The 26,872-nt window shown below is 44.0% G+C and carries 29 protein-coding genes; 1 reads left to right on the top strand and 28 read right to left on the bottom strand.

What is annotated here, in order from left to right; genetic code table 11:
- Nucleotides 1–55 precede the first annotated feature (55 nt).
- From mfd to metG, 18 genes are all read right to left on the bottom strand, one after another.
- Nucleotides 56–3,592: a transcription-repair coupling factor gene (gene mfd / locus AR334_RS27855; protein ID WP_066321861.1), complete on the bottom strand. Its 3,537-nt coding sequence runs from the start codon at nucleotides 3,590–3,592 to the stop codon at nucleotides 56–58.
- 87 nt (nucleotides 3,593–3,679) lie between these two features.
- Nucleotides 3,680–3,910 (bottom strand): anti-sigma-F factor Fin family protein, encoded by a 231-nt coding sequence (locus tag AR334_RS27860; protein ID WP_066321862.1) that lies wholly within the window; start codon nucleotides 3,908–3,910, stop codon nucleotides 3,680–3,682.
- Between the two features lie 118 nt (nucleotides 3,911–4,028).
- Nucleotides 4,029–4,592: an aminoacyl-tRNA hydrolase gene (gene pth, locus AR334_RS27865; protein WP_066321931.1), complete on the bottom strand. Its 564-nt coding sequence runs from the start codon at nucleotides 4,590–4,592 to the stop codon at nucleotides 4,029–4,031.
- A 119-nt stretch (nucleotides 4,593–4,711) separates the two neighbouring features.
- Nucleotides 4,712–5,347 (bottom strand): 50S ribosomal protein L25/general stress protein Ctc, encoded by a 636-nt coding sequence (locus AR334_RS27870; protein WP_066321864.1) that lies wholly within the window; start codon nucleotides 5,345–5,347, stop codon nucleotides 4,712–4,714.
- 82 nt (nucleotides 5,348–5,429) lie between these two features.
- A complete protein-coding gene (locus tag AR334_RS27875) occupies nucleotides 5,430–6,386 on the bottom strand; it encodes a ribose-phosphate diphosphokinase (RefSeq protein ID WP_066321866.1) in 957 nt (318 codons plus the stop codon).
- Nucleotides 6,387–6,408: 22 nt separating this feature from the next.
- Nucleotides 6,409–7,782 (bottom strand): bifunctional UDP-N-acetylglucosamine diphosphorylase/glucosamine-1-phosphate N-acetyltransferase GlmU, encoded by a 1,374-nt coding sequence (gene glmU, locus AR334_RS27880; protein WP_066321867.1) that lies wholly within the window; start codon nucleotides 7,780–7,782, stop codon nucleotides 6,409–6,411.
- A 211-nt stretch (nucleotides 7,783–7,993) separates the two neighbouring features.
- Complete coding sequence (gene spoVG, locus AR334_RS27885; RefSeq protein WP_026574035.1) at nucleotides 7,994–8,284, bottom strand: septation regulator SpoVG; 291 nt, start codon at nucleotides 8,282–8,284, stop codon at nucleotides 7,994–7,996.
- 130 nt (nucleotides 8,285–8,414) lie between these two features.
- Entirely contained in the window at nucleotides 8,415–8,789 is a 375-nt protein-coding gene (ridA, locus tag AR334_RS27890; RefSeq protein ID WP_066321868.1) for a 2-iminobutanoate/2-iminopropanoate deaminase, read from the bottom strand.
- Nucleotides 8,790–9,620 (bottom strand): pur operon repressor, encoded by an 831-nt coding sequence (gene purR / locus AR334_RS27895; protein ID WP_066321869.1) that lies wholly within the window; start codon nucleotides 9,618–9,620, stop codon nucleotides 8,790–8,792.
- Between the two features lie 53 nt (nucleotides 9,621–9,673).
- Entirely contained in the window at nucleotides 9,674–10,543 is an 870-nt protein-coding gene (gene ispE / locus AR334_RS27900; protein ID WP_066321875.1) for a 4-(cytidine 5'-diphospho)-2-C-methyl-D-erythritol kinase, read from the bottom strand.
- Between the two features lie 267 nt (nucleotides 10,544–10,810).
- Nucleotides 10,811–10,993 (bottom strand): small, acid-soluble spore protein, alpha/beta type, encoded by a 183-nt coding sequence (locus tag AR334_RS27905; RefSeq protein WP_066321877.1) that lies wholly within the window; start codon nucleotides 10,991–10,993, stop codon nucleotides 10,811–10,813.
- 115 nt (nucleotides 10,994–11,108) lie between these two features.
- Nucleotides 11,109–11,372, bottom strand: coding sequence for a biofilm formation stimulator Veg (gene veg / locus AR334_RS27910; protein WP_066321881.1), 264 nt, complete (start codon nucleotides 11,370–11,372; stop codon nucleotides 11,109–11,111).
- A gap of 192 nt (nucleotides 11,373–11,564) precedes the next feature.
- The gene (gene yabG, locus AR334_RS27915; protein ID WP_066321892.1) at nucleotides 11,565–12,446 is read right to left on the bottom strand and encodes a sporulation peptidase YabG; all 882 of its coding nucleotides are present in this window, start codon (nucleotides 12,444–12,446) and stop codon (nucleotides 11,565–11,567) included.
- A gap of 106 nt (nucleotides 12,447–12,552) precedes the next feature.
- Nucleotides 12,553–13,431 carry a 16S rRNA (adenine(1518)-N(6)/adenine(1519)-N(6))-dimethyltransferase RsmA gene (gene rsmA, locus AR334_RS27920; RefSeq protein ID WP_066321893.1) on the bottom strand — a complete coding sequence of 293 codons (879 nt, stop codon included), beginning with the start codon at nucleotides 13,429–13,431 and terminating at the stop codon, nucleotides 12,553–12,555.
- On the bottom strand, nucleotides 13,424–13,984 hold the full coding sequence (gene rnmV / locus AR334_RS27925; RefSeq protein ID WP_066321894.1) for a ribonuclease M5: 561 nt from the start codon (nucleotides 13,982–13,984) through the stop codon (nucleotides 13,424–13,426). The genes rsmA and rnmV overlap by 8 nt, the downstream gene beginning before the upstream one ends.
- Before the next feature lie 187 nt (nucleotides 13,985–14,171).
- Nucleotides 14,172–15,353 carry a G5 and 3D domain-containing protein gene (locus AR334_RS27930; RefSeq protein WP_066321895.1) on the bottom strand — a complete coding sequence of 394 codons (1,182 nt, stop codon included), beginning with the start codon at nucleotides 15,351–15,353 and terminating at the stop codon, nucleotides 14,172–14,174.
- A gap of 238 nt (nucleotides 15,354–15,591) precedes the next feature.
- Nucleotides 15,592–16,359 (bottom strand): TatD family hydrolase, encoded by a 768-nt coding sequence (locus tag AR334_RS27935; protein WP_066321933.1) that lies wholly within the window; start codon nucleotides 16,357–16,359, stop codon nucleotides 15,592–15,594.
- A 118-nt stretch (nucleotides 16,360–16,477) separates the two neighbouring features.
- A complete protein-coding gene (gene metG, locus AR334_RS27940) occupies nucleotides 16,478–18,448 on the bottom strand; it encodes a methionine--tRNA ligase (RefSeq protein WP_066321939.1) in 1,971 nt (656 codons plus the stop codon).
- Between the two features lie 483 nt (nucleotides 18,449–18,931).
- Between metG and AR334_RS27945 the strand changes: the two genes are divergently transcribed.
- Nucleotides 18,932–19,216 (top strand): AbrB/MazE/SpoVT family DNA-binding domain-containing protein, encoded by a 285-nt coding sequence (locus tag AR334_RS27945; RefSeq protein ID WP_066321897.1) that lies wholly within the window; start codon nucleotides 18,932–18,934, stop codon nucleotides 19,214–19,216.
- Between the two features lie 48 nt (nucleotides 19,217–19,264).
- Here AR334_RS27945 and rsmI read toward each other — a convergent pair whose 3' ends face one another.
- From rsmI to AR334_RS27995, 10 genes are all read right to left on the bottom strand, one after another.
- Nucleotides 19,265–20,137 carry a 16S rRNA (cytidine(1402)-2'-O)-methyltransferase gene (gene rsmI, locus AR334_RS27950; RefSeq protein ID WP_066321899.1) on the bottom strand — a complete coding sequence of 291 codons (873 nt, stop codon included), beginning with the start codon at nucleotides 20,135–20,137 and terminating at the stop codon, nucleotides 19,265–19,267.
- Nucleotides 20,115–20,402 carry a GIY-YIG nuclease family protein gene (locus tag AR334_RS27955; RefSeq protein ID WP_066321906.1) on the bottom strand — a complete coding sequence of 96 codons (288 nt, stop codon included), beginning with the start codon at nucleotides 20,400–20,402 and terminating at the stop codon, nucleotides 20,115–20,117. The genes rsmI and AR334_RS27955 overlap by 23 nt, the downstream gene beginning before the upstream one ends.
- On the bottom strand, nucleotides 20,392–21,132 hold the full coding sequence (locus tag AR334_RS27960) for a tRNA1(Val) (adenine(37)-N6)-methyltransferase (RefSeq protein ID WP_066321908.1): 741 nt from the start codon (nucleotides 21,130–21,132) through the stop codon (nucleotides 20,392–20,394). Before AR334_RS27960 ends, AR334_RS27955 begins: the two co-directional genes overlap by 11 nt.
- Before the next feature lie 63 nt (nucleotides 21,133–21,195).
- Nucleotides 21,196–21,579: a DNA replication initiation control protein YabA gene (gene yabA / locus AR334_RS27965; protein ID WP_066321910.1), complete on the bottom strand. Its 384-nt coding sequence runs from the start codon at nucleotides 21,577–21,579 to the stop codon at nucleotides 21,196–21,198.
- A gap of 12 nt (nucleotides 21,580–21,591) precedes the next feature.
- Nucleotides 21,592–22,419, bottom strand: a complete 828-nt coding sequence (locus AR334_RS27970; RefSeq protein WP_066321911.1) for a stage 0 sporulation family protein — start codon at nucleotides 22,417–22,419, stop codon at nucleotides 21,592–21,594.
- Between the two features lie 2 nt (nucleotides 22,420–22,421).
- Nucleotides 22,422–23,420, bottom strand: coding sequence for a DNA polymerase III subunit delta' (gene holB / locus AR334_RS27975; RefSeq protein WP_066321917.1), 999 nt, complete (start codon nucleotides 23,418–23,420; stop codon nucleotides 22,422–22,424).
- A 25-nt stretch (nucleotides 23,421–23,445) separates the two neighbouring features.
- Nucleotides 23,446–23,775 carry a cyclic-di-AMP receptor gene (locus tag AR334_RS27980; protein WP_066321919.1) on the bottom strand — a complete coding sequence of 110 codons (330 nt, stop codon included), beginning with the start codon at nucleotides 23,773–23,775 and terminating at the stop codon, nucleotides 23,446–23,448.
- Between the two features lie 120 nt (nucleotides 23,776–23,895).
- Complete coding sequence (tmk, locus tag AR334_RS27985; protein WP_066321921.1) at nucleotides 23,896–24,528, bottom strand: dTMP kinase; 633 nt, start codon at nucleotides 24,526–24,528, stop codon at nucleotides 23,896–23,898.
- A gap of 27 nt (nucleotides 24,529–24,555) precedes the next feature.
- Nucleotides 24,556–25,998, bottom strand: coding sequence for an aminotransferase class I/II-fold pyridoxal phosphate-dependent enzyme (locus AR334_RS27990; protein WP_066321923.1), 1,443 nt, complete (start codon nucleotides 25,996–25,998; stop codon nucleotides 24,556–24,558).
- 74 nt (nucleotides 25,999–26,072) lie between these two features.
- A complete protein-coding gene (locus tag AR334_RS27995; protein WP_066321925.1) occupies nucleotides 26,073–26,297 on the bottom strand; it encodes a sigma factor G inhibitor Gin in 225 nt (74 codons plus the stop codon).
- Between the last annotated feature and the right edge of the window lie 575 nt (nucleotides 26,298–26,872).

Here is a 26,872-nt window from a genome sequence, read left to right on the forward strand (position 1 = left end):
GAACTGCTGCCAATTCCGGAACGTTGGAAAGTGAGGCTCCTTCTTTATTTAAAAATTAGTTCACTGGATTACCTTGCTCTTTTTTCGCCAATGGAATGCCTTTAACCATTTCAAAAATGATATTGAGCCAAGCGGAGGTGTCGAAGTCCTTCGTTTTAATAACCATTTTTAATTTTTTCCCCTCCATGCCAGGGGTGACCGCACGGCCAAACTTGCTGCCTAAGTGGAAAAGCTTACTTCCATCAAGCGTGTTGGTTACGGCCTCATCCAATAGAATTGTCACATCCTGCTTAACCTGTTTAATTTGTTCGACGCCATTATTGATTGCAAATACCTTCATCTCGGCAATTTGGAACAAATAGGCGACCTCATCAGGATACTCGCCAAACCGGTCTAGCATTTCTGCCTCCAATTCTTCAATATCTTCGAGCGTCTGCGCACCTCTGAACCGCTTATACATTTCAATTTTTTGATGGCCATCTTTAATATAGGAATCAGGAATGTAGGCATCAATTTCCAGATCGATTTCAACCGTTGGCTTGGGTGCCGCCTTAAGGTCGCCCTTACGCTCCTCAATCGCTTCCTTAAGCATTTGCGAATAAAGGTCAAATCCGACCGAATCGATAAAGCCATGCTGCTGAGCGCCCAATAAATTGCCCGCTCCTCTGATTGACAGGTCCCGCATGGCGATTTTAAAGCCTGAGCCTAACTCGGTAAACTCCTTGATGGTTTCAAGGCGTTTTTCAGCCACTTCCGTTAACACTTTGTCCTTGCGATAAGTAAAATACGCATAGGCGACACGATTTGACCTGCCGACACGGCCGCGAAGCTGATACAGCTGAGAAAGACCCATGCGGTCGGCATCGTGGACAATCAATGTATTGACGTTAGGAATATCGACACCTGTCTCAATAATCGTCGTGCTCACCAACACATCGGATTCGCCAGCGAGAAAGCTGAGCATCACCGACTCCAATTCATTTTCTGTCATTTGGCCGTGAGCATAGGTTACCCGTGCGTCCGGCACAAGCATGCGGATTTCTTCTGCCTTGCGCTCAATATCCTCAACACGGTTATATAGGAAGTAGACTTGTCCGTCGCGGGCAAGCTCCCGCTCAATCGCCTCTCTGACAAGGCTTCCATTGTATTCCACCACATAGGTTTGCACCGGGAAACGGTTTTCCGGTGGTGTCTCTATGACCGATAAATCACGGACCCCAAGCATCGACATATGCAGCGTTCTCGGTATTGGCGTTGCGGTCAAAGTTAACACATCAATATTCGTCTTTAATCTTTTAATTTTTTCCTTGTGGGTAACGCCAAACCGCTGCTCCTCATCGATAATTAAGAGGCCCAAATCATGGTAAACAATGTCCTTGGACAACAGCCGATGCGTTCCGACGACAATATCAACCGTCCCGGCCTTTAAGCCTTTTATAGTTTCGGTTTGCTGCTTTTTCGTCCGAAATCTGCTTAACATACCGATATTTATTGGAAAGTCTTGAAATCTCTCGCGGATGGTCTCGTAGTGCTGCTGGGCCAAAATCGTTGTCGGCACCAAGAAGGCAACCTGCTTGCCGTCAGCAATCGCTTTAAACGCCGCCCGGATTGCCACCTCTGTTTTTCCATAGCCAACATCGCCGCAAAGCAAACGATCCATCGGCCGCGGCTGTTCCATATCCTTTTTGATTTCATGGATGGAACGAAGCTGGTCTTCCGTTTCACGGTAGGCGAATGAGGTTTCAAATTCCCGCTGCATGTCACCGTCCGGCGAGAATGCATAACCGACTGCCGCCTCCCTTTCGGCATAAAGCTTAATAAGGTCGTCGGCAATATCTTCAACTGATGATTGGACCTTTGTCTTGACCTTCTTCCAATCACTGCCGCCAAGCTTATAGATTTTCGGCTCTTTCCCCTCAGAACCAACATATTTCTGGACCAGGTCAATTTGTTCAACCGGCACATAAAGCTTATCTGTCCCCTGGTAGCGGATATGAAGGTAATCCTTATGTATTCCGTTAATGACCAGGGTTTCAATTCCTAAATATTTTCCAATTCCATGATTAACATGGACAACATAATCGCCTGTTTTTAGCTCTGAATAGCTCTTAATCCGTTCGGCATTGGAGAGCTTTTGCCGGCTGGAGGACTTTTTCACTCGCTTATTAAACAGCTCTTCCTCAGTAATGACGGCAATTTTTTGAATTGACAGCTCAAAACCGGTTTGCAGGCTTCCTTTCATAATCTGAGTTCTGCCTGGCAGCGGCTTCTGATCGTCGGTGATGACACTGGCATCTACTTCATAATCTTCTAGAACACGTTCCAGCTTTTTGACTCTTTCCTCGTCCGGCCCTAAAAATAGAATACAATAATTGCTTTTTTTCCATCTGTCAATCTCCGCTTTTAGCAGATGCATTTGTCCGTGGAAGTTCTGCATCGGCTTGCAGGAAACATTAATGATGTTCTGAGGATTGGTATTGGCTACATGCCGCAAGAACAACGACATATAGATAATCGGAAACTCCTTTTTAATTAAAAACGCCTGCAGGTCATGGGAAATATGCAAATCATGGATGATCTTCCCTTCGCCAAGCAAGGCGGTATACCATTCCGCCTCCTCTTTTACTAGCGATTCATTCATTTCATGGACCCGGCTGATTTCATCAATAAACACCAAGCCGTCTTTAGGCAGATAGTCTAGTAGACTGCTAGGCGATTCATAGGCTAAGGACAGGTATTTGTAGACTTCATCCGGCTTCTGGCCATTTTTAAATTGTTCCAGTTCATGACTGATATTTTGTGTAAGCTGCAGCTTGGCCTTGTCGTCCTTTAATTTTTTTAAGCTTTTAGCCAAGCCGCCTTCCAATCTGGCAGCCATCTGGCGATAATTTTCCGGCTCAAGCAGGAATTCTGTTGCAGGGCCAATGACAGCTTCTGTCACCTTTCCTTTTGAACGCTGGTCTTCGAGTGAGAAATAACGGATTGAATCGATTTCAGTATCAAACAGCTCTATTCTTAACGGGTTTTCTTCAGTAAGTGGGTAAATATCGATAATACCGCCTCTTACACTAAACTCACCGGGAGTCGTCACCATTTCACCGCGAACATAGCCCATGTTGACCAATGTTTTCAGGAATGTCTCAATCTCCAAATCTTCCCCCATTTTTACTGCTAGCTGGTATCGCTGCCAGATAGTTTTGGGAGGGAGAATTTTTTTCAACCCGGCAATCGGCACAATCATAATTCCTTTATTATGCTGACTCCAGTAATTTAGTGCGTCAATGCGCTGGGCTTTTAATTCCGGACTGGCAACACTGAGTTCAGCAGCAATTAACTCGTTTGCCGGAAAAAGAAATACTTCCGTTTCGTTTACTAGATTGGAAAGATCATCATAGAGTTTTTGTGCTTGTAATAGATTATGGGTAACAAGCATAATCGGCCTGTTTAATTTTTCGTAAATAGCCGCGGTAAAAACAGTCCTTGAAGAACCCGATAACCCGGATATCAACTGTTCCCGCAAATTTTCGTTAATTCCAGCCAGAACGGACTGGACATCTTCCTGCTGCAGAAATAACGATTTTAAACCATTCAAGGCTTCTCCTCCTCCCTTAAAAGTTTTATTTTTATATTGCTACATTTTTTAAACAGAAAAATGCTTTGGAGTCATTCCAAAGCGCACTTAATGGATCAAAAAATCGTATTGATGGTAATCCGGATTCCGTTCCAATGCTTCTTGGCAATCTTCACAAATCGCCTTAATATTAATATCCCCTGTGGTCTCATAGGAAACCATATCCTGTCTTTCCTGATCGGATAATTTGTGAAGGCCGAGTGCCTCCGCATGAATGGATGCTTCCTCTATAGAGCCAATTTTGGTGCCACAATGACGGCAATGATAATGGATGGCCACGCCTGTCCCTCCCTAGTTTGCAATTCATTATTAGTATGAACGGCAGCAAGGGAACTTATTCATGACGGCCTGCTTTGAAGTTACTTTCCTTTAGTCTATTAAGCATAAGCCCGTATCATTACTGATTATATTCATTCATTACTTGTAAAAATGGCTTTTTTAGCCATGCCTCACAAGCATCGGCGCTCTTTAATACCGCTTCTTTTACCGGCTCCTGTTCGTCAGGGCGGAATTTGCCAAGTACATAGTCAGGAACACTCATACCCGGCGGATTAGGCCGGTCGATTCCGATTCGGATCCGGTTAAACTCCTGTGTACCCAGATGCTGGACGGTTGACTTTATTCCATTGTGGCCGCCGGGACTTCCCTTCTGACGCAGCCTGATTTTTCCAACTGGTAAGTCAAGGTCGTCATAGATGACAACCAGATTCTCCAAGTCTATTTGATAATAATCGATTACCGCCCGGATGGACTCCCCGGATAAATTCATATAGGTTAGGGGCTTAAGCAGTAGGACCTTTTCCCCGCTGGCAAAACCGGTTCCGTATACCCCTTTATGCTTTGCTTGATTCAGCGGGACATTCCAACGGCTGGCCAGTTCGTCAACGACTTCAAAGCCAATGTTATGCCGTGTATGCTCATACTGTTTCCCCGGGTTTCCCAAACCAACAATCACCTTCATATGTGGTCCGCCCTCCTCTTCTTGCTTAGCCCGCTTTTTAAAAAGTTTCGTAAACATCGTTTTCTCCCATTTTCCATAATGCAATAAAAGACGTAACCAAACTAGGTTACGTCTATATACTATTCTTTGCCCTGAGGCTCTGTTTCTCTGCCTTCTTCTTCATTTGGATGGCCGCCCTCTTGCTGCTCGCCTGCATTGATTTCCTCTTCAACTTTAGGTGGCAGAATCGAGGCGACCACTTCGCTTTCCTCGTGGTTAATGGTCATCCCCATTGTCGGAATATCCCTGACATAGAGGCTCTCGCCCACTTGCAGATTAGTAATGTCGACTTCAATCTGCGGCGGTATATTCTCTGCTGTCGTCGTTACCGAAAGTTGATGAAGCGGCTGTTGCATGACTCCACCGTCCTTGACGCCGGCAGCGTATCCGACTAGCGCCAGTCTGACATCAACAGTAATCTTCGAGGATTTATCAACCGCTAGAAAATCAACATGAATGATTTCCTTCTTCATAACATCCTCTTGATAATCCGATAGAATAACATCCTGTTTTGAGCCGTCCATATCGAGCGAAAACACGCCATTTCTACCGACAGAACGAAGTGTTTTGGTTAAATCAGCCGAGCTGATAAACACCGGCCTGTTCTCTACCTTTGCTCCGTAGACGACAGCCGGGATCTGGCCATTGTTCCTCATTTTTTTTAACTCCGAGCCAGGAATTTCCTTGCGCTCCGTTGCTTGTAAAACAGCACTCATTTATGATCACCTTCCTATTTAGTCATCTGTAATAAAAATGCCCTAAAACAGGAAGGTTTAAACATTTTTCAGGTGGTGTTTATTAATCAAATAAGGTGCTGACTGATTGTTCTTCGTGGATGCGGATAATCGCTTCCCCAATGAGCGGTGCCACTGAAAGGCCAACGATTTTTTCAATTTTCTTCTCTTCCGGAAGCGAAATAGAGTTTGTTACAACCAACTCTTTGATTTTGGAATTTTGAATCCGCTCAATCGCCGGTCCGGATAGCACTGGGTGGGTACAGGACGCGTACACTTCTTTTGCCCCATTTTCCACCAAAGCGTTGGCAGCAAGAGTAATTGTACCTGCTGTATCAATAATGTCGTCGATTAAAATGGCGACTTTTCCTTCAATATTACCGACGATATTCATAACTTCAGCCACATTCGGTCTTGGACGGCGCTTATCAATAATCGCAATTGGCGCTTTAAGGCGCTCGGCCATCTTTCTGGCTCTCGTAACCCCACCATGGTCTGGGGAAACAATGACAATATCTCCATCCAACGCTTTGTCCTTGAAGTAGTCTGAAAGGATCGGAACACCCATTAATTGGTCAACCGGAATATCAAAGAAACCTTGAATCTGCGGCGCATGTAAATCAAGGGTCAGCACACGTGTTGCCCCGGCTGTTTCCAGTAGGTTGGCCACCAATTTTGCGGTAATAGGTTCGCGGGCGCGCGCTTTTCTGTCTTGACGGGCATAGCCATAATACGGCATGACAATATTAATCGTTTTGGCTGATGCTCTTTTCAACGCATCAATCATGATTAATAATTCCATAATATTGTCATTTACAGGCTGGCTTGTTGATTGGATCACGAAAACATCACAGCCGCGGATACTTTCTTCAATATTGATTTGAATTTCTCCGTCACTAAATCTGTTGACTGAACATTTTCCGAGCTCGACTCCAATGACCTTAGCAATTTCTTGGGCAAGGGGGAAATTGGAATTTAAACTAAACACTTTTAAATTAGGATCTAAATATTGATTCGACATGAGGGCCCTCCATTAAATTCGCTTATTTTTTCAAATTAAGCTTATCGACGTAATTTTCTTTATTGACTTGATGTGATCGTGCAATTGATAAAGCGTTGCCAGGTACGTCCTTCGTGATCGTGGAGCCGGCGGCAACATAGGCTCCTTTTCCAATCGTGACAGGGGCAACCAAATTGGAATTACAGCCAATGAACACTTCATCTTCTATTTTTGTTAAAAATTTATTTTTACCATCATAATTCACGGTGATCGAACCGCAGCCGATATTAACATCGCTGCCCACCTCGGCATCACCGATATAGCTAAGATGCGATGCCTTGCTTCCTTTGCCAAAGACAGCCTTCTTGATTTCAACGAAGTTGCCGATTTTCACATCATCATTAATATTTGACTCCGGACGAATATGAGCAAATGGGCCAATGTTAACCTTTGAACCAATTGAACTATTATGGGCGACTGATTGCCGTACCACGGTTCCATCGCCAATTTGGCAGGACACAATTTCCGAATGAGGGCCAATCGTACAGTCGGCACCAATCGTCGTATTGCCTTTCAGCATGGTTCCCGGCAGGATGGTCGTATCTGCCCCGATCTTAACATCCGCTTCAATATAAGTGTTTTGTGGGTCGACAATCGTTACACCATTGCGCATTTGTACTTCATTGATCCGGGCGCGCATGATCCGCTCGGCTTCTGCCAATGCGACACGGTCGTTGACCCCAAGTGTTTCATCCAAATCATTCGTTTGATAGGCAGTGACAATCTCACCCTGATTTTTAAGGATTTCGATTACATCAGGGAGGTAGTATTCACCTTGAACATTATTATTTGAAACATTCTTCAATGCTTCAAATAACGCAATATTATCAAAACAGTAGGTTCCTGTATTAATTTCATTGATTTTCCGTTCTGCTTCACTGGCATCTTTATGCTCGACAATTTTTTCAACAAATCCGGCTTCATTGCGAACAATGCGGCCATAGCCTGCAGGGTTCTCAATTCTGGCCGTGAGTACCGTCGCTTTTGCATTTGTTTCCACATGCTGCTTAAACAAAGCTTCCATCGTTTCCGCTTTAATTAACGGAGTGTCCCCGCAAACCACAAGCGTTACACCTGCTTTGCCCTCAAGCTTTTCTTTCGCCTGCATCACCGCATGGGCCGTGCCAAGCTGCTGCTCTTGAAGGGCATAGTGGCAAATATTGCCTAACTGAGCTTTTACCTTTTCCGCACCGTGGCCGATAATCGTAACAATTTCCTTCGTATCGAGCTTGTTAACCTGGTCGACAACGTGTTGAACCATTGGTTTACCGCATACCGGGTGTAAAACCTTATATAGCTTTGATTTCATCCGTGTTCCTTGTCCGGCGGCTAAAATCACAGCATAACGATTAGACATGGACAGTCCTCCATTTATTTAACCTTTTTAACCTTTTTTCCCACTAAAATATTAACGTAAATGAGGTTGTATTTCAAGGAATGAGAGAATTGTGTCTAATGTCGCAATTTTGGATATTCTATTTGAACGGGGGTTTATTATGGGGATGTTGGGGGCTTTTTTCAATAAAAAAGAGCCTTACTGAGAAGAAAGGCCCTAGTTGTTTTAATTCTCAGGAAGCTCCGGCTTCTTCAAATTCTATTTCCAATTCACCTAAACGGTGGTACTCAGCCAATACCGCTTCTTGAATTTTCCCTCGAGTTCCGGAGTTGATTGGATGCGCAATGTCACGAAATTCTCCATCTGGAGTCCGCTTGCTTGGCATAGCGACAAATAAACCGTTGTTTCCGTCAATAACGCGAATGTCGTGGACAACGAATTCGTTATCTAATGTAATTGATGCAATCGCTCTCATTCGACCGTCGGTATTGACGCGGCGCAGTCTTACGTCAGTTACTTCCATGTGCTCACACCCTTTTTTCAATGTTAGTTAAATAATTCAACAGGATTTTGCATAATCCTTCTTTATTTAGAAACTTTTTTGAAAAATTTGGGCGAATTAGTGAAAATCTTTCAAATAAAAAACGCTCGTCCTATAAAACGAGCGCAACTACTTCAATTTCAACCAATGCGTCTTTTGGCAGACGGGCTACCTCGACACAGGAACGTGCCGGTTTATGAACGGAGAAATATTCGCCGTACACTTCATTGATGGCAGCAAAATCATCCATATTTTTAATGAAAACGGTCGCTTTTACGACTGTTTCCAAAGATGCCCCTGCTTCCTTCAGCACAGCCTGCAAATTGCGGAAAACCTGATGTGTTTGATCTTTAATATCGCCCGTTACCATCGTTCCTTCGGATGTTAACGGAATCTGGCCGGAACTGTAGAACATATTATTTACGACAATGCCTTGCGAGTATGGGCCGATGGCCGCAGGTGCCCCATTAGTTTGAACCACTTTCACTTAAATTCCTCCTCGTTTTTGGAAGTAGTTTCCCACTTCCACTTTTATTGTTTTATCCTTTACATCTACATTAGATAATTTTACAAGAGAAATATACTCGTCAACAAGCCGTTCTTCAGTTTTTTCCGCTTCCACAAGGACGGCAATGCCGGCAACCTCTGCATTAAATTCCTCCAGCATGCTGATCATGCCGATTACGGTTCCCCCCGCCTTCATAAAATCATCGACAATCAGGACCTTAGACCCCTGCTTCATGCTCCGTTTCGAAAGTACCATTGTCTGGATCCGCTTTGCAGAACCTGATACATAATTAATGCTGACAGTCGGCCCTTCCGTCACCTTGCTGTCCCGCCGGACAACGACAACAGGGACATTTAATTGGCTGGCCACCGCATAAGCGAGCGTAATCCCTTTTGTGGCAATCGTCATGACCACATCAATTTTGGCATCGGCATAAGCAGAGGCAATGATTCTTCCCGCTTTCTGAACAATCTGCGGACTTCCCAAAATATCCGTTAAATACAGATATCCACCTGGCAGCAGCCTTTCCGAATCGGCTATTAGTTCACAAAGTTCATTCACAAACGGTTCCGCTTTTTCTTTGCTTACATTGACAAAAAACTTTACACCTCCGGCTGCTCCCGGAACGGTTTGCAGGGTGCCGATTCCCCGTTGTTCAAAGGTTTCCTTGACAATGGCCAAATCCTCACTGATGGAGGACTTAGCTGAGTCATACCGGTCAGCGAAAAATGTCAGCGGCACAAGCTGGCGAGGATGGTCCAGCAAATAACTTGTCATATCTATCAAACGTTCACTGCGGCGAAATTTCATAATTACCTCCAAAACCGAATATTCTATATTAAGAATACTACTAATGTGCGCTTTTAATCAAGAGAGTGCCGGCCGCCCAGCATTCTTACCGCAAATACCTGATCACAAAATCCCCTCAGCCCATTGTAGATGCGGTGCATCCTTGAATCATGCTGGACCAGGCCAAAAACGGTCGGCCCGCTTCCGCTCATCAAAACAGCATCGGCACCAAAGCGTTTCATTTGCTCTTTGATTTGGGCAACCTCCGGATGCAGCTTTAAGGTAACGTCCTCAAGAACATTGCCTACATTGCCGCATACTTGTTGATAGTCATTGTGATTGATTGCCTCAATCATTTTACCAATGTTTGGGTGGTGCATTCCCGATAAATTGAGCTGACGATAGACTTCTGCTGTTGACACGCCGATAAATGGCTTGGCCAAAATCACCCAGCATGTCGGCGGTGCCGGAAGTTCAGTAATCATTTCTCCCCTTCCTTTAGCGAGTGCCGTTCCGCCATAAACACAAAAGGAGACGTCTGAGCCAATCTCGCTGCCGATTTCAGCCAGTTCATCTAGTGTCAAACCAAGGTCCCATAATTTATTTAAGCCTCTTAATGCAGCAGCTGCGTCACTGCTGCCCCCAGCCAAACCGGCCGCTACTGGTATTGTTTTTTCAATCGATATCGTAACGCCCTGTTTTACATTAAATCGCCCTTTTAACAGCTGCGCGGCTTGATAAGCCAAATTGCGATGATCATCCGGTACATAACGGTTATGAGAAAGAATAAGTATTTTGTCCTCTTGTAATAAGGTCAGTTCTACCCGATCAGCCAAATCAATGGTGGTCATGATCATTTCCACTTCATGATAGCCGTCGGGACGTTTATGTAAAACATCCAAGGCCAAATTAATTTTAGCCGGCGCTTTTACTAGCAGCTTCACGCTCGTCCACCTACTTTTAAAAATATCCATTGCCCGCCTTTAAGTGCCAGGCTGTCCTGTTCCGATTCATATATTGTCCTATTTTACCACAATTTGATAAATGTAAGACGTAGGTATGAATATATCCTATTAAATTTCATAATTTTATCATGATTTTCTATTAAAAAATAGATAAAAAGCCGGACATTTGACCAATTCGCGGTCATTTGCCCGGCTTTGCTGCGGCGATTGTTTGTTTAAGGCATAAGCGTAATCAGCTTTTAAGAACTATTGCCGGCCCCGGCCGGCTAATTGCTGTTCCGCCAGTTCAATGGCTCGCTTTACCATGTTCCCTGCATCTTTTGCCCGAATGCCGCCCCATCCTTCCTTTTGGACGACATCATAAAAACCAAGATCTTTGGCAAGCTCTTCTTTAAACTGACTGGACATGATCCCTCTTCTTCTACCCATCAAAACAACCCCTTTCCACACCGCATTATCGTTAGTATGGATTAATGGAAAGGTTTTTAAAGACAGCAAAAAGCAGTAAACCTCGGTTTACCGCTATCTATTGCTATATAACAATTTAGCTTAAAGCTACACTTCCTGCTGTATCTTCATAGAAGGTAATTTGCACAGTTTCTGTCAGTACGTCTGCATAGCTGTAGGAAACACGTTCAAATGCATTTTCGTCCTGGTCCAATTCAATCACGAAAACAGATGGGTACGTCTCAGCAAGGATCCCGGAGCGCTCAATCGTTTTTCGCCGACCTCCGTTTGCCTTTAGTAACAACCTTTTCCCTAAATTTGAATCGAGGGATTTTTTAATATCCGCCAAGGATTTTGTCATTCGATCCACCTCACTATGTTAAGTATATCACACTGACATATTTTTGTCAAACAAAATAATAAATTATATCAGTCCAACAAAATGATTGTCAATATATTTCATTCCATTTTTTTTGCTAAATTTCAACATTTCTAGCGTTGCCTTATTGGGCAGGGAATATGTATGGAAAAAAATAAGCCCAGAATCATTGGCTTATTCTTCTTCCTGTACAGGTGGGTAAGGCATACCGGTTCTAAGGACGCCCTTGGTATCTATTCCTCCAAGGCCCTTCTCTCCTGTCAACGTGTTTCGCAGCACATCCCAAACGTTAATTCGTTCCATGAATGGAGTAAAGCTGATTTTGGCGACAATATAGACCGGGTCAAGGGCGTGAATGTTGATTCTAGATGGAGAACTGGCAAAGTTTGCCCCCGCGTAAATTAGCGATTCAAAATGCGACTGGCATGCGCCAGCGAAGATGACCAATTGGTCCAAATGAGGGACTTTCCTCCGTGCCTCTCTGACGGTTTGCACGAAATGCTTTGAATGGCGGTAGGCGTTGATGTCGGTTATTTTCCCTTTTGCCTTTGAATAGGCATCGTGGCCGGTGACCACTAGGATATCAGGGCGGTAATAATCAATCAGACCCCCAATTTTCTCCGGCATCTCCTTTTCGCTGCAATGAATGCCCAGAACAGGAACACCGATTTTTTCATAAAGTGACATGCATTTTTTTAAATAAGATGGGTCGCCATCTAAATGCAGGACTTTTCCGGGGATCTGGAAATATTTGCTGGGCTTGGAATAGCCTCCTGTCGCCGCGTATTCCTGCCTTTCCCTCAATAAATCCACATCCTGGGTAAATAGCTTTAATGACTGTTCTTCAAGAGTTCGGTACTCCTCGGAATGCTTTTTGCGCTCATTTTGATCGAGGACAACCAGATCTTGATAAGGGGCATCCGCTACCAGGCGAAAATCCTCGCCAAAAAGAAACGCCATCGTCTGGCCGTTTTGTTTCTGTATGTCAATGACACGAAAAAGAATATCACAGTTATACGAACGCCTGCCGACAATATCATTTATTTTTATATCCACTGTCGTCACTCCAATTAGACCGGCAAATATGGCCTATAAATAGGTTTCTTTTTAGGCTATGCATTGTGGGTCGTCCTGGTGAAAAAAATAGACCTTCTCGGAAGGTCTATTGAAAATAAGTATATAGCTCATCACTAAGTAGGCCAAATTCTTCGATTGAGAGTGTTTCGCCTCGCCGTGACGGCTCGATGCCGCTGGCTTCCAGGGCAGCGAGGATTTCGTCTTTCTTTGCTTTTCCGTCCGGAAGCTGGCTTGTCAGGTTGTTGAGCAGGGTTTTCCGGCGCTGGGCAAAACTTGCCTTTGTCACCTGGAAAAAGAAGCTCTCGTCCTTCACCGTCACTGCCGGCTCCTTCCGTTTTGTCAGCCTGATTACAGCCGAATCGACATTAGGCTGTGGCACGAATACCGTTTTCGGAACGATCATCACGGTCTCGGCCTCGGTATAATACTGTACGGCAATCGAAAGTGAGCCGTAATCCTTTGTTCCCGGCTTGGCGGAAATCCGGTCAGCCACTTCCTTTTGCAACATACAGACAATTCCGCTAATCGGTAAATGTTCCTCAAGCAGTTTCATGATAATGGGGGTTGTCACATAGTAAGGCAGATTGGCCACCACCATTAGGTCGTCAAATCCGCTGAATTCCTCGGCAATTACGGTATGGACATCGGCTTTTAACACATCATTATGAATAATTTTTACGTTTCCATAAGGGGACAGCGTATCTTCCAATATCGGTAACAGCCGCTGGTCGATCTCAAACGCAATTACCTTTTTGCTAGAACGGGCCAGTTGTTCGGTTAACGCGCCGATTCCCGGCCCAATTTCGATTGCTCCGGAGTTCTCGGTTAGTCCCGCAAAACTAACGATTTTTTTTAATATATTCGTGTCGATTAAGAAATTCTGCCCCAGGCTTTTCTTAAATGAAAAACCGTATTTCTCCAGAATGGCCCTGGTTCGCACCGGGGTCGCTATATCTTTATTCATGGTTTTCCTCCTGAAGGACAACAGCTAGCGCTTCAGCAAACTCCTGTTTGCCGATTTGAAACATCATCAGGCGTTTATGCAGCTGTTTTCCATTTGTATAGCCAATTTTTAAAAGCTCACCCAGTCGGGACCGCCTTTCCTTCGCGCCGCTACCGCCAATCAGGCCGGCATCAAGTAAATCCTCTTGGGTGATTTCTTCCATAAGCGTCTCTTGCATGAGCTGGGCATCCTTTAGCGCTTCCCTGATGGCATCCGGACTGGCATGCTCCACGCCGATTCCTTTATCGCCTTTGGCCAATGCTGCTTCTTTCGTCAAAAAAGCATGCTTGCAGCCGGGGACGCTTGCAGCGACTGTCTTCCGGATTTTTTCCCCCGGATAATCGGGGTCCGTAAAAATGATCACGCCTCTTGTACTTTGAGCCCGCTTTATTTTTTCAATTGTAGCCTGATTCACGGCGGACCCGTTTGTCTCAATTGTGTCGGCATCAACTGCCCGCTTAATAGCCGTTGTATCGTCCTTGCCTTCAACAACAATAAATTCTTTAATTCTCATTGCTCCTCCAAATACTTTTAAATAAATCTGAAAAAAAACTGAAACATTTTTGTAATGTCCATCGTCTATATTAACAAACACACTCATACATTAATGGTAAAGAGCAAGTATGTATTTGCTGTTAAGTATAAAGAAATTTTGCAAAAAAGCAAAATGCAGAGGTACGGCCCCCTGCATTACAAAATTGCTATTGAAGTATCTTGATTTTTACCTTTTTTCGTCCCCAACGGTATGCATCCGCTTTCGAAGACATGAATACATCAATTTTATTCCCTTTAATGGCACCGCCTGTATCAGCCGCAACAGCATAGCCATACCCTTCTACATAAACCTTGGTTCCAAGCGGGATTACTCTTGGATCAACTGCAATAATCTTCGCGTTTGGGTTAGCACGGAGGTCGAAACCGGTGGCAGTTCGCCCTGAACAGCCGTTGCAATATGCTGTATAGGCAGTAGCTGTAACATAATACTCCGTTCCTGTTTCTTCTGCACCACGTGATACCTGTAACGCCAAGTCTTTCGTTCCGACAGCCACAACTTGATCCTGCTTTGCTCTTAGTACCTGTTCGCTTATTACTGTTCTTGAGACCTCTTTCCCATTTTCCAACACGACCTCGTATTGCTTGGAAATGAGTCCCTGTTTACCTTGAGTTACTGTTCTTTCTTTCCCTTTTTCCAAGCCTTCATCCTTTTTTGTGATAACGGCAAATTCAACAGGTTCTTCCACTACATCGGTGACTTTTTCTACTCGAATGACGTTAACTACACCATTCACTGCGATGGTTTCTGTTAATGACGGTTCAACTCGGTCTAATTCGTTTAGTTCGATGCCCTGCTGTTTCAAAAAGTCAGCGACCGTAGTCGAAGTGGACCAAACATCTTGCTCTTTTCCACCGTCTACAAGACTCAGACGAAAGGCCAATTGAATGCCGATTTTCATCTTTTCCTTTATTGCCGTCTGCGGGTCAGGGGAAATTTTATCATGGTCGTTCAAGATAATATTCTCTGCCTCTAAAGCTTCTGCTACAGTCCCAGCTGTTGTCCAAATCGTTTTCTTCTCGTTGTCCTTGACAATGGTTACCTGTTTCGCCTGCCTCCAAACAACCTCAAGGTCAACTGTCACCTTGGTATCGGCCTTCGGATGCAAGTAGTCCTGGTTGCGGATGGTTACATCTTGTTCATCCAATATTTCTTTTACGGTATCTGCGTGTGTCTTATAGACCATTTGCTCGCCGTTTAGCGTGATTGCTACCGTCTTCTTGGATCCCTCATAGAGAAGAACCCCGAGAGCTGTCAGCAAAACTACGAAACTAGCAAACACAATGATCAAATTTCTTCCGCTCAAGGACTCGAAAAACAGGCTTTTCATGTTTTTGAATACGATGAAAAACGCCTCCTTTTCTTAGGGGAGATATTTAAAAACCTTGCTGTCGGCTGTCAACCTTTGCATACCCTGAGAACATATTCCTAATTATGCACAATACTGGAAATATTGCAAAGAAAAACTTATCGACACGGTTATCCTATGTTGAAAAGGAGACATGTAGAACTTTTTGTTATTAGAAAAAATTTGGACAAGCTTCTTAGCCTTTCGACAAATTCCTTTATCAGTTTATGGCGAATAAATTTTTAGCATTTCGTGTCGTGGCTTCTGCTACCTCTTCATACGTTAATCCCTTTATTTCGGCAATTTGCTCAGCCACGAGCTTTACGTAACTTGGCTCATTCCGCTTTCCACGATAAGGATGCGGTGCCAGATACGGGCAATCTGTTTCAATTAACAGCTTGTCCAATGGTACTTCAGCTGCAACTTCTTTCGGTTTTTTGGCATTTTTAAAGGTTACCGGGCCGCCAAGAGAAATATAGAAATTCATTTTCACGCATTCCTTCGCTGTGTCAGGACTGCCGCTGAAGCAATGCATGATTCCTCCCACTTCTTCTGCACCCTCTTCTTTGAGTATCTCCACGATATCCGCCGTCGCTTCCCGATTATGAATGACAATCGGCAGCTGCACTTTTTTGGCCAACCGGATTTGCCTGCGAAACACCTCTTTTTGAATCTCCTTTGGCGACTTGTCCCAATGATAGTCAAGTCCCATTTCGCCCAGCGCCACTACCTTCGGATGTGCCGCCAACTCTTCAATCCAGAGCAAGTCTTCATCCGTCATGTCGATGGCATCAACAGGGTGCCAACCGACGCAAGCATAAATAAACTTGTATTTTTCAGCCAACTCCATCGCTCTTTCGATAGTCGGCCGGTCAAAACCGACCACAACCATATGGGACACTCCCTCATTCTGCGCCCTTTCGATCACCTCTTCCAGGTCGTCATTATACTGCTCAGCATTTAAATGCGCATGGGTGTCGAATAACATATCAAAACCTTCTTTCTTTTTCATCATGGTATTACATTAGAATCTATTTTAAAAACTCCACACAAAAAAAGGGGAAATTCCACGAAAATTGTTACACGTGGAACATTCCCCTTTCGTCCTATTTCACTTTTGATCCGTTCGGAAGCGATTGGTCCACTGTTGCCACAGAAAGCTTACCGTCTTTTGAACCGGCAAGGATCATTCCTTGCGACAATTCGCCGCGAAGCTTAACCGGCTTGAGGTTTGTAATACAGATGAGTTTGCGGCCAACCAGCTCCTCCGGCTTATAGTATTGGGCAATCCCGGACACTACCTGACGTCTCTCGTAACCAAGATCAAGCTGCAGCTTTAACAATTTATCTGCTTTCTTGACCGGCTCACACTCAATGACCTCAGCCACCCGCAAATCAATTTTCATGAAATCATCAATGGAAATTTCCGCGAGTTCCTCTGGTTTTTCATCCTGCTTTTCTTCCACTGCCGGCGTTTCCACTGGAGCGCTGCCCCCTTGCATTTTTGTTTTAATAAACTCTACCTCATCAGCAATTTCTAATCTCGGGAACAGCGGTGCAGCTTTTTCCACCTTTGTTCCGCTTGGAATCGCACCAAAGGTTTCTAGGCTTTCCCAAGTCTTTAGTGCTTCATCCTGAATCCCTAATTGTTGAAAAATCCCATTTGGTGTTCTTGTTAGGAATGGCTTCAGCAGAATTGCAATCCGTCGCAGCGATTCAGCCAAATGTACCATCACACTGGCTAATTCAGCTTTACGTGCCTCATCCTTGGCCAACGTCCATGGCTGTGTTTCATCAATATACTTATTTGTGCGGCTAATCAACTGCCAAATCGCGGTCAAGGCAACGGAAAATTCCATTTTCTCCATTGCTTCCTCATACTTTGTGATGGTTTCCTGATTTACCGCAAGGAGCGATTCATCAAATCCACCGACTGAACCTGCATAATCGGGAATCACGCCGGCAAAATACTTTTCAATCATTGCAACAGTACGGTTTAATAGGTTTCCGAGGTCATTAGCAAGGTCAAAATTGATTCTTTCGACAAATCCTTCAGGAGTGAACACGCCGTCGGCCCCAAATGGCACTTCTCTTAATAAATAGTAGCGCAAGGCATCCAAGCCATAACGGTCGATTAACGTTACCGGGTCAACCACGTTGCCCTTGGATTTCGACATTTTCCCATCCTTCATCAACAGCCAGCCGTGAGCAAACACTTTCTTTGGCAGCGGCACATCGAGAGCCATTAACATAATCGGCCAATAAATGGTGTGGAAGCGAACGATTTCCTTCCCCACCAGATGAACATCTGCCGGCCAGTATTTTAAATAGTTGGAGTCATCCTCCGTACCGTACCCAAGGGCCGTAATATAATTGGATAATGCGTCAATCCACACATAGATGACGTGCTTCGGATCTCCCGGCACCTTGATTCCCCAGTCAAAAGTTGTCCGGGATACAGCCAAATCTTCCAGTCCCGGCTTAATAAAGTTATTGATCATCTCATTTTTGCGTGATTCGGGTTGAATGAATTCAGGATTTCCCTCGTAATATTGCAGGAGACGATCAACATATTTACTCATTTTGAAGAAATAGGACTCTTCTTTTACCTTTTCTACCGGGCGGCCGCAATCGGGGCAATTTCCATCAACAAGCTGGCGGTCGGTATAAAACGATTCACATGGCGTACAATACCAGCCTTCATACTGATCAAGATAAATATCACCCTGCTCCAGAAGCCTCGCAAAGATTTTTTCAACAACGTGTTTATGTCTGTCCTCGGTAGTCCGAATAAAATCGTCATAGGAAATCTCCAGCTTGTTCCAAAGTTCCTTGATTCCCGAGACAATTTCATCGACGTAGGCTTGAGGCGTTACCCCTTTTTCTTCTGCTTTGCGCTGAATTTTTTGCCCATGCTCGTCCGTTCCTGTTAAGTAGCGGACATCAAACCCGCGCATTCGCTTATATCGGGCCATCGCATCGCCTGCCACGGTTGTATATGCATGTCCAATATGTAAATTTCCACTAGGATAATAAATCGGTGTGGTAATGTAAAAAGTTTTAGCGTTTTCTGCCATCTTTAAGCCCTCCCTTAAGGCAATTCGCAAGCAATCCCACCTAAACAGTATTGCCTGTTTTTTTCCCTTCTATATCATCAAAATATACCTAAAATTGCGATTAAGTGCAAGAAACCACCTTTTTCGGGTTCCAGTTTTTAAAAATTTTTACCTTTTACACCCATAAATGACAATCATCTCTCGAACTATATTGTTGGATAAAAACAAATATCGATGTAGAAATTTGTCGAATCTGCCGACAAAACCTTGATTTAATAGGTTAACATTACAATAATATTAAAAACCTGTTTTTATTGGGATTTTATGAAGAAAACGCTATCTAATCAGTATTTTAGTCCCAGGAAAAAATTATCAACTATTTTCCAAAATAAAATAATTGACGAATATGGGAAAGGCTGGTATTATTAGGATTAAGAAATTTGTCGAATAATGGCGAATTATAATAGAGATATAGAAAGCTAATTTATGAGAGGAGATTTTAAAATGAAATCTACTGGTATTGTTCGTAAAGTTGATGAATTAGGACGTGTGGTTATTCCGATTGAATTAAGACGTACACTTGGAATCGCTGAGAAAGATGCGCTTGAAATCTATGTTGATGACGATCGCATTATCCTAAAAAAATATAAGCCAAATATGACTTGCGCTATCACTGGCGAAGTTTCTGATGATAACTTGGCACTTGCAGGCGGGAAATTAATTCTTAGCCGTGAAGGTGCAGAGCAATTAATCAAGGAAATCCAAAGCAATTTTGAAACTGCAAAGTAATGATAGATATATGAAAAAAAGAGGGCTCTCGGAGTCCTCTTTTTTTGGCTAATCAATATGGTATGCCTGGTATACATCACGTTTATTGAGGCCCCGGTCTTTGGCGGTTTGTTTGATGGCGTCTTTTGAGGCCATATTCTTTTCGTAAATATAATGGGCAACATGTTCTTCCACCGTCATCGGAGTCCACCAGTTTTCGGTGTCCTCGGCCTTGGCCTCGCCTCCTTCAACAATGAGGCAAAACTCACCGCGGATTTCCTCCTGACTTGCCCATAAAACCGCCTCCTCAAGACTGCATCTGATAAACTCTTCAAATTTCTTTGTCAATTCCCGGCACAACGCAATCCTGCGGTTCCCTAGTACCTCTGCCATCAAGGTCAAGGTTTCCTTCAGGCGATGGGGCGATTCATAAAAAATCATCGTCGCGGTTTGATGCTTCAATCCATCCAACTCTTCACGCTTATCCTTTTTATTACGGTGGAGGAAGCCGTAAAAATAAAACGGCTGACAAACAAGGCCAGAGGCAATTAAGGATGTCAGTGCCGCATTGGCTCCGGGCAGCGGAACTACTGTTAACTGCTCTTGAATCGCCTGGGAAACAAGCTCATACCCGGGATCTGAGATCGCCGGTGTCCCGGCATCGCTGACCAAGGCAATTTTTTGTCCATCCCGCAGTTTTTGTAGTAGTTTTTCCCCGCTGCTCGCTTTATTATGTTCATGATAGCTGACAATAGGATTGTCAATTTCAAAGTAATTTAACAGCTTTTTGGTGTTCCTAGTGTCCTCAGCAGCAATCAGGTCGGCTTCCTTCAAGATTCGGACCGCCCGGAAGCTCATATCCTCCAAATTGCCAATCGGCGTCGGGACAAGATAAAGAATCCCCTTCTGTTCCTCATTCTCAAAGCTCTTTTGCTGCCACATCATCATCACCTTTTTCCATTGCAATAAATTCCAGCTTCTGCTTGCGGGGTAGCCGCTTGAAATGGTACTCCGCACTCATCGCTTCGCTTTTGTTATCATAGCTTTTATAATAGGTCAGTTTAACCGGGCCTCTGCCCCGTGTATACTTGGCACCCTTGCCTTCATTATGCAGCTTGATTCTTCGGTCGAGATTATTTGTGTAGCCGCCGTAAAGGCTGCCGTCTGCACAGGTCAATACATAGAAAAAATGTCCGCTACTCTCCATATAAAATCTCTCTGATCTGTTTTGTATATTCATCATCTTCATTATAGACAATGATCGGTGGAAGAATCTTTATATCCGGATTACCGTCCTTGATCGCCTCAACCAATATCGTATTGGCTTCCTTCCCAAGTTTTGGGTAAACAAATTGAATGCGCTTAGGTTCTAGCCGGTACTGGCGCATTAACGTGATGATATCGAGCAACCTGCCTGGACGGTGGACAAAGGCGACCTTGCCCCCCTGTCTCACTAAATCACCGGAAGCCTTGATGGCATCCTCCAGTGTACAGAGAATTTCATGCCGGGCAATGGCCAGATGTTCATTTGGATTCATTTCGCTTTTTTCCGGCGTTTTAAAGTAAGGTGGATTGCAGGTGACCACATCAAACTTGCCATACCCTAACCTTTTAGGCATCTCTTTAATGTCTCCATGGATCATCATCAGGCGGTTTTCCAGCCCATTGTATTCAATGCTGCGAACAGCCATATCGTAAAGTCGTTCCTGGATTTCGACTCCAGTAATATTTCCTTTTGTCCTTGCACTTAAAAATAACGGAATGACCCCATTTCCGCTGCACAGGTCGATTAAATTGCCTTTTTGAATTGGAACATAAACAAACCTTGCCAGCAAAACGGCATCAAGCGAAAAAGCAAACACAGACGGGCTCTGGATAATCCGCAAATTTTCCGCCAGTAGGTAATCAAGCCGCTCATCACCCTTCAAGTTGACCACTATTGCTCCGCCCCTTTACCAATATGTATGAAAATGGAGGCTGACGTCATCAGCCTCCTCAGATTATTTTTTATTTAGAAAAGATAAACAAAATAAACAATCGCCTTCCTTGCGCAAGCTTCCGAAATGCAGATTGCAAATATGGAAACCTTCATGATACAGGCGGGCTAAATTGTCATAGCCTTCGCCGACATCAAACGGTTTGGCGCCAGGAGCTTGACTTGTGGTTTCCCCGGTGCCTTGCCCAAGTTTTTTCTTGCCATCCTTCCTGTCTACTTCCGTGGTTACATCTAAACGGCGCCTTAAATGTTCATTTTCCAACTTTAAACTATGATTTTCTTCTAGTATTTCGGCTAAATGCTCCTTTAATTCCCCGAGCTGTTGGTAAAGATGGCCAATTTGTGTTTCCATATTACTTACTGATTCAAATATTTCTTTTTTATCCACGTCTAACACCTCTTAATCTGTGGATTGGATCGAAAAGGCACCTTCTTTAATGATTTCATCCAAAGTATACTCCAGAACCCGCTCTTGTCCTACTAGTTCCACTTGCAGAACACGCTCCAAAATATTTAAGCCCACTACTTTTCCCATCCCATTTGGTGTTTCGAGTATCTCTCCCAAATCAGGCAGCTGTTCTTTGGCAGATTCATATTCATCATTTTCATACTTTAAGCAACACATCAGCCTGCCGCATAAACCAGAGATTTTCGTAGGGTTAAGCGATAAATTTTGGTCCTTCGCCATTTTGATTGAAACCGGGTCAAAGTCACCCAAAAACGTGGAGCAGCATAGCATTCTCCCACATGGGCCGATACCACCGAGCATTTTTGCCTCATCGCGGACACCGATTTGCCGCAACTCAATCCTCGTGCGGAAAATCGCCGCCAGATCCTTTACAAGCTCGCGAAAATCCACCCTTCCGTCCGCTGTAAAGTAGAAGATTATTTTATTTCGATCAAATGTATACTCAACATCCACCAGTTTCATATCCAGTTGATGTTCTATTACTTTTTCATTGCATACTTCATATGCTTCCCGGGCCGCCTGCTTATTTTCCTCAACAATCATCCGATCCTTTGGATCCGCAATTCTTACAACCTTTTTTAACGGCAGGACAACATCGTTCTCGGCTACCTGTTTTTTGGCAACCACAGCTCTGCCGTATTCCACGCCGCGAACGGTTTCGACAATGACAAAGTCATCCTTTTGAACTGGGAGGTCTCCGGGATCGAAATAATAGATTTTCCCCGCTTTTTTAAAGCGTACTCCTACAACATCATACAAATTCAAGATCCCTCCTGCAATTTTAACACAAGCTGTTCCATCATCAGCTGAGGATTCATGTTCGCTGAAAGCTTCTTGTTTGCGTCAAGAATAGCTGACATTTGAGCCGTTAGGCGCCGTCCGGATGTTCGTAACGCAAATTGCTTTAACCGATCGCTCTCTCCCTTAAAAACAATTTGCTCCTCTTTATCCAGTTGAATATATAGTAAATCTTTAAAAATAAGAAGTAATAGATCTAAACCACGATATTGCTGTTCTTTCTCTTTAAAATGTTGGAACCATTCCGTCTGAAGCATGACCAACGCCTCAAGATGATTCTTTTCCAACACCTCATATAATTTTACCACTATTTTTTGGGCTTGTGCAAACCATTCATCGACATTTAATACGAGCGCTTCATCGAGACTGTTGGTCAATTGCGCCAAGAGTGGCGCCTTCTTCGGCTCCACACCGTTCTCAATTAATTGTTTTACCAATATTTGTGGCGGGAGCGGCTGAAACGACAAAGTTTGACATCTTGATAGAATGGTCGGCAGCATCTGCTGCGGCTGCTCGGTCAATAAAAAAGCTGTTGTTTCCGCATTAGGTTCCTCCAAGAACTTTAGCAAACTGTTGGAGGCACTTATGCTCATTTTATCAGCATGAACCAGCAGGTAAACCTTACGTAAAGATTCTACGCCTTTTTTGGAAAACTCCGCCTGCAGAGCACGAATTTGATCCACCTTGATGGATTGCCCGTCAGGCTCGACAAGATGGACGTCTGGATGATTCCCGCTTTGAATCCGCCGGCAATTATGGCATGCTTCGCACGGTTTATAGCCGTCGATTCGAGATTGGCAAAACAGGGCGCGTGTGAGCAATAACGCTATTTCCTTTTTGCCAGTCCCTCTTTGCCCTTCAAAAAGGTAAGCATGGGCCACTCGATTTTTTACTATACTATTTTTTAACATCCGGAGAACAGCCGGCTGTAGCTCCTCAAGTTGATCCCATGTTTTAACCACGAATTATCACTCACTAACCTTTATTTTAAAAATGCAAAAACTGCTCAATTGGCAATACGAAGACGGTTGCTCCCCCAACTTCTACCTCGACAGGATAGGGGACGTAGGAGTCAGCGTTTCCGCCCATTGGCGATACAGGGGAAACCAGCTGTTCGCGGGCCCTGCAGTTGTCCTTGATGATTTGAAGGGCTCGGTCGACGCGAATGTCCTCAGTACCGATAATGAATGTGGTATTCCCCGATTTGAGAAACCCTCCTGTACTAGCCAGCTTCGTTGCCCGAAAATTATTTTCCACCAATGCCTTTGATAAACGGTTGCTATCCTGGTCTTGAACTACAGCGATAATTAACTTCATCAAAACCACCCTCTCCTTCGAGTTTTTCCGGTACTATAGTGTTTTTCTATATTATAACAGTTTCTTGGCTTACGTTCATTTGCAATAACTAGAAGATAGTTATTTTTATAAAAAAAAGCCCTACAACGCAGGCTTTTTTTCGGCTAATTTTGTTTGAACCAGCTCCAGGGTTCTTTCAAAAACCTCATCGATTGCTCCTGAAGCATCTATTTTAACGATTCGGTCCGGAAACCTTTCCATTAGAATATGATACCCTTCTCTCACTTTTTGATGAAACTCTAGCTTTTCCAGGTCCAGGCGATTGATTTCTCTGCCTTTATTTTTATTGATGCGCTGCAGCCCCATCTCAGGTTCAATATCAAAATAGACTGTCAGCTCAGGCAGCATATTCTCTATCGCGAATTGATTGATCGACCAGACCTCTTCAATCCCTAATCCGCGGGCATAGCCCTGGTATGCCAATGAACTATCAACAAACCGGTCACACAGGACAATTTTCCCCTCTTCCAAGGCGGGCTTGACCCGCTCGGCCAAATGCTGCCGTCTGGCGGCGGCATAAAGCAATGCTTCTGTGCGAGGGTCCATTGCTGTATTTTCCTTGGCTAGAATCACCCGACGGATTTGCTCGGCAATATCAATGCCGCCCGGCTCTCTTGTCACCAGGACATTTTGCAGTCGCTCCGCTACCATGCCAAGGATGGTCGTTTTCCCTGCACCATCCGGCCCTTCAAATGTAATAAATACTCCGTTCATTTTATGTACCTCCAAATCTGTCATTTCTTAAGGTGCCCGAAAAACTTTCAGCAAACCTTGTTTTATCATAGAACCTCCCTGAAACCGCGCTCCCCTGGTCAACAACAGTTGCAGCTGTTCCAATTTATCCCTCGTTATGTATTCTCCTTTTAGCAGCAACGGGATTCCTGGCGGATAGGGAATAATTGTTTCCGCACAGACACGCTCCAATGCTGTTTCTAGGGTTGTTTCCTCTGTTTCCAAGTTATCTATTACTTTGTATCCTAGAGCCAAACCTGAAATTTTATGCTCAGGATCCAAACGGACGTAATCGGCTTTATTGGAAATCGTTTCTGTCTCTAAAGACTGCTTTATTTTAGCTACGGTTTCAGCAAAAGGATACGCTTGCCCAGCTTGTAATAACGGCAACACAAACAGGACATTATACGGGTCAGCCAACTCCGTATAGATGGAATAATCCTCAAATCGTTTTTGCAGCTCAAACCCGGTTAAACTGCAGCGCGATTGGATTGTGACTTTTAGTAAGTCGCCCCGGCCGTCAGGAAAGTCCAACACCTTAATTGTCGGGATCTTGTTCAATTCCTCTTTAAAGCCGGAAATTTCATCCATCATAAAGGACAAATCATTCCTATTGTATGTCTCCAAATAGCCCCTTGCCAAATCAAGCGATGCCATGATGGGATAAGAAGGGCTGCTGGACTGGAACATCGCCAGATACTCCCCCAGCTTGTCCATATCAATCAGCCTACTATTAACATGCAAAAACGACCCCATTGTCATAGCTGGGAGGGTTTTATGGGCTGATTGAACGACTATGTCTGCGCCCAACGAAACGGCAGATGCCGGGAATGGGCCGCCAATAACGAGGTGGGCACCATGGGCTTCGTCCACCAATACAGGAATGTTATGCAGGTGTGCATGCTCCACAATGGCCTGCAGGTCATTAACCATTCCATAGTAATTCGGATAGGTTACTATGACCGCTTTGGCTTCAGGATAGCGACGTATGGCCTCTTTTACCGTTGCAGGACATACACCGCCGGCCACTTTCCATTCTTCGTTATATTCGGGCTCAAGGAAAATCGGCCTTGCCTTAGCCAGACTTACTGCATTTAACACTGACTTGTGGCAATTTCTTTGAACCAGCACTATATCATCCTCGGAACAAACAGCCATGATCATTGCCAAATTTCCAACGGTGGAGCCATTGATCAGGAAATAACTTTTGGCTGCCTGGTATAGTTTAGCCAAAAGAGTTTGGGCCTCTAAAATTGCCCCTTCCGGCGAATGAAGGTCATCTAAACCTGATAATTCGGTCGCATCAAGCATCAAGATATTTTGAAAAAAGCCATCCCCACTAGCGTCCATAACACGTCCATATTTATGTCCGGGGACATGGAACGAGATGGGCTCCTTTCGGGCGTGTTCTACCAAGGCATTATATAAAGGTACATTTATTTGCTTATTCATGTAAATACATCCTTTTAAGAGTCTTATCTATTTTCTCGTTTTAAGCAAAAAAAATAAAGCCCTTAAAGGACTTATCATGAAAAAATTTCCGGTGTAGTAATTTTTTTTAGTTGTTTTAAAAAGTATTTATACCTAGGGTCACTTGTTTCGGTTTGGATTAAATCATGTTCACACTCCGTACAAATAAAAGAAGTGTATAGATGTATGCCTTTTGGTTTAAGATTCTCACAGATTACGCATTTTTCTTCAAAATGATTATGTGCATATAAACTCAAGTCTCTCCACCTCCATACACCCATTCTGTCCGACAAAAACCATTTGTATACAATTTTTAGAATTTTCGTCTCGGCCTCAGTTATATTTTATGTTCCTATTTTCGTTTGGGTGTATGTCTATTGGTGAATTCTTTGCGAACAATTCGTACTTTTTTGAGATTAGAGCAGTGGGGAGGGTGGAAATTTGAGGGCTGTTGCTTCAATGGGGTGGGTTAGCGCAATGGAAACGTGAATTTCGGGGTGGGACTGCTTGGATTGGCGTAGTCGGAGCGTGAAATTTTGGGGTTTACTCCTCCAATAAGAGCTATTGGTGTAGTATTAGGGTGAAAATTCGGTATTCTGTTCACCATATGACCCTAAAAAAATTATATCTGCGGTGTTTCACTATATATCTGCGATCATCTTAGATATATCCGCGGTAATTTGATTATATCTGCGATCATTTCAATATATCTGCGATCATTTCAATATATCTGCGATGCCCCATTTTTAAAGCCAATGACCCTTTTAAGAAATGCAAAAAAGACAACCATCTTTCAGGTTGTCTTTCGCTTGCCCGGCAACGTCCTACTCTCACAGGGGCTTTCGCCCCAACTACC

The sequence above is a fragment of the Bacillus sp. FJAT-29814 genome, assembly GCF_001510715.1.
Lineage (GTDB): Bacteria > Bacillota > Bacilli > Bacillales > Cytobacillaceae > Neobacillus.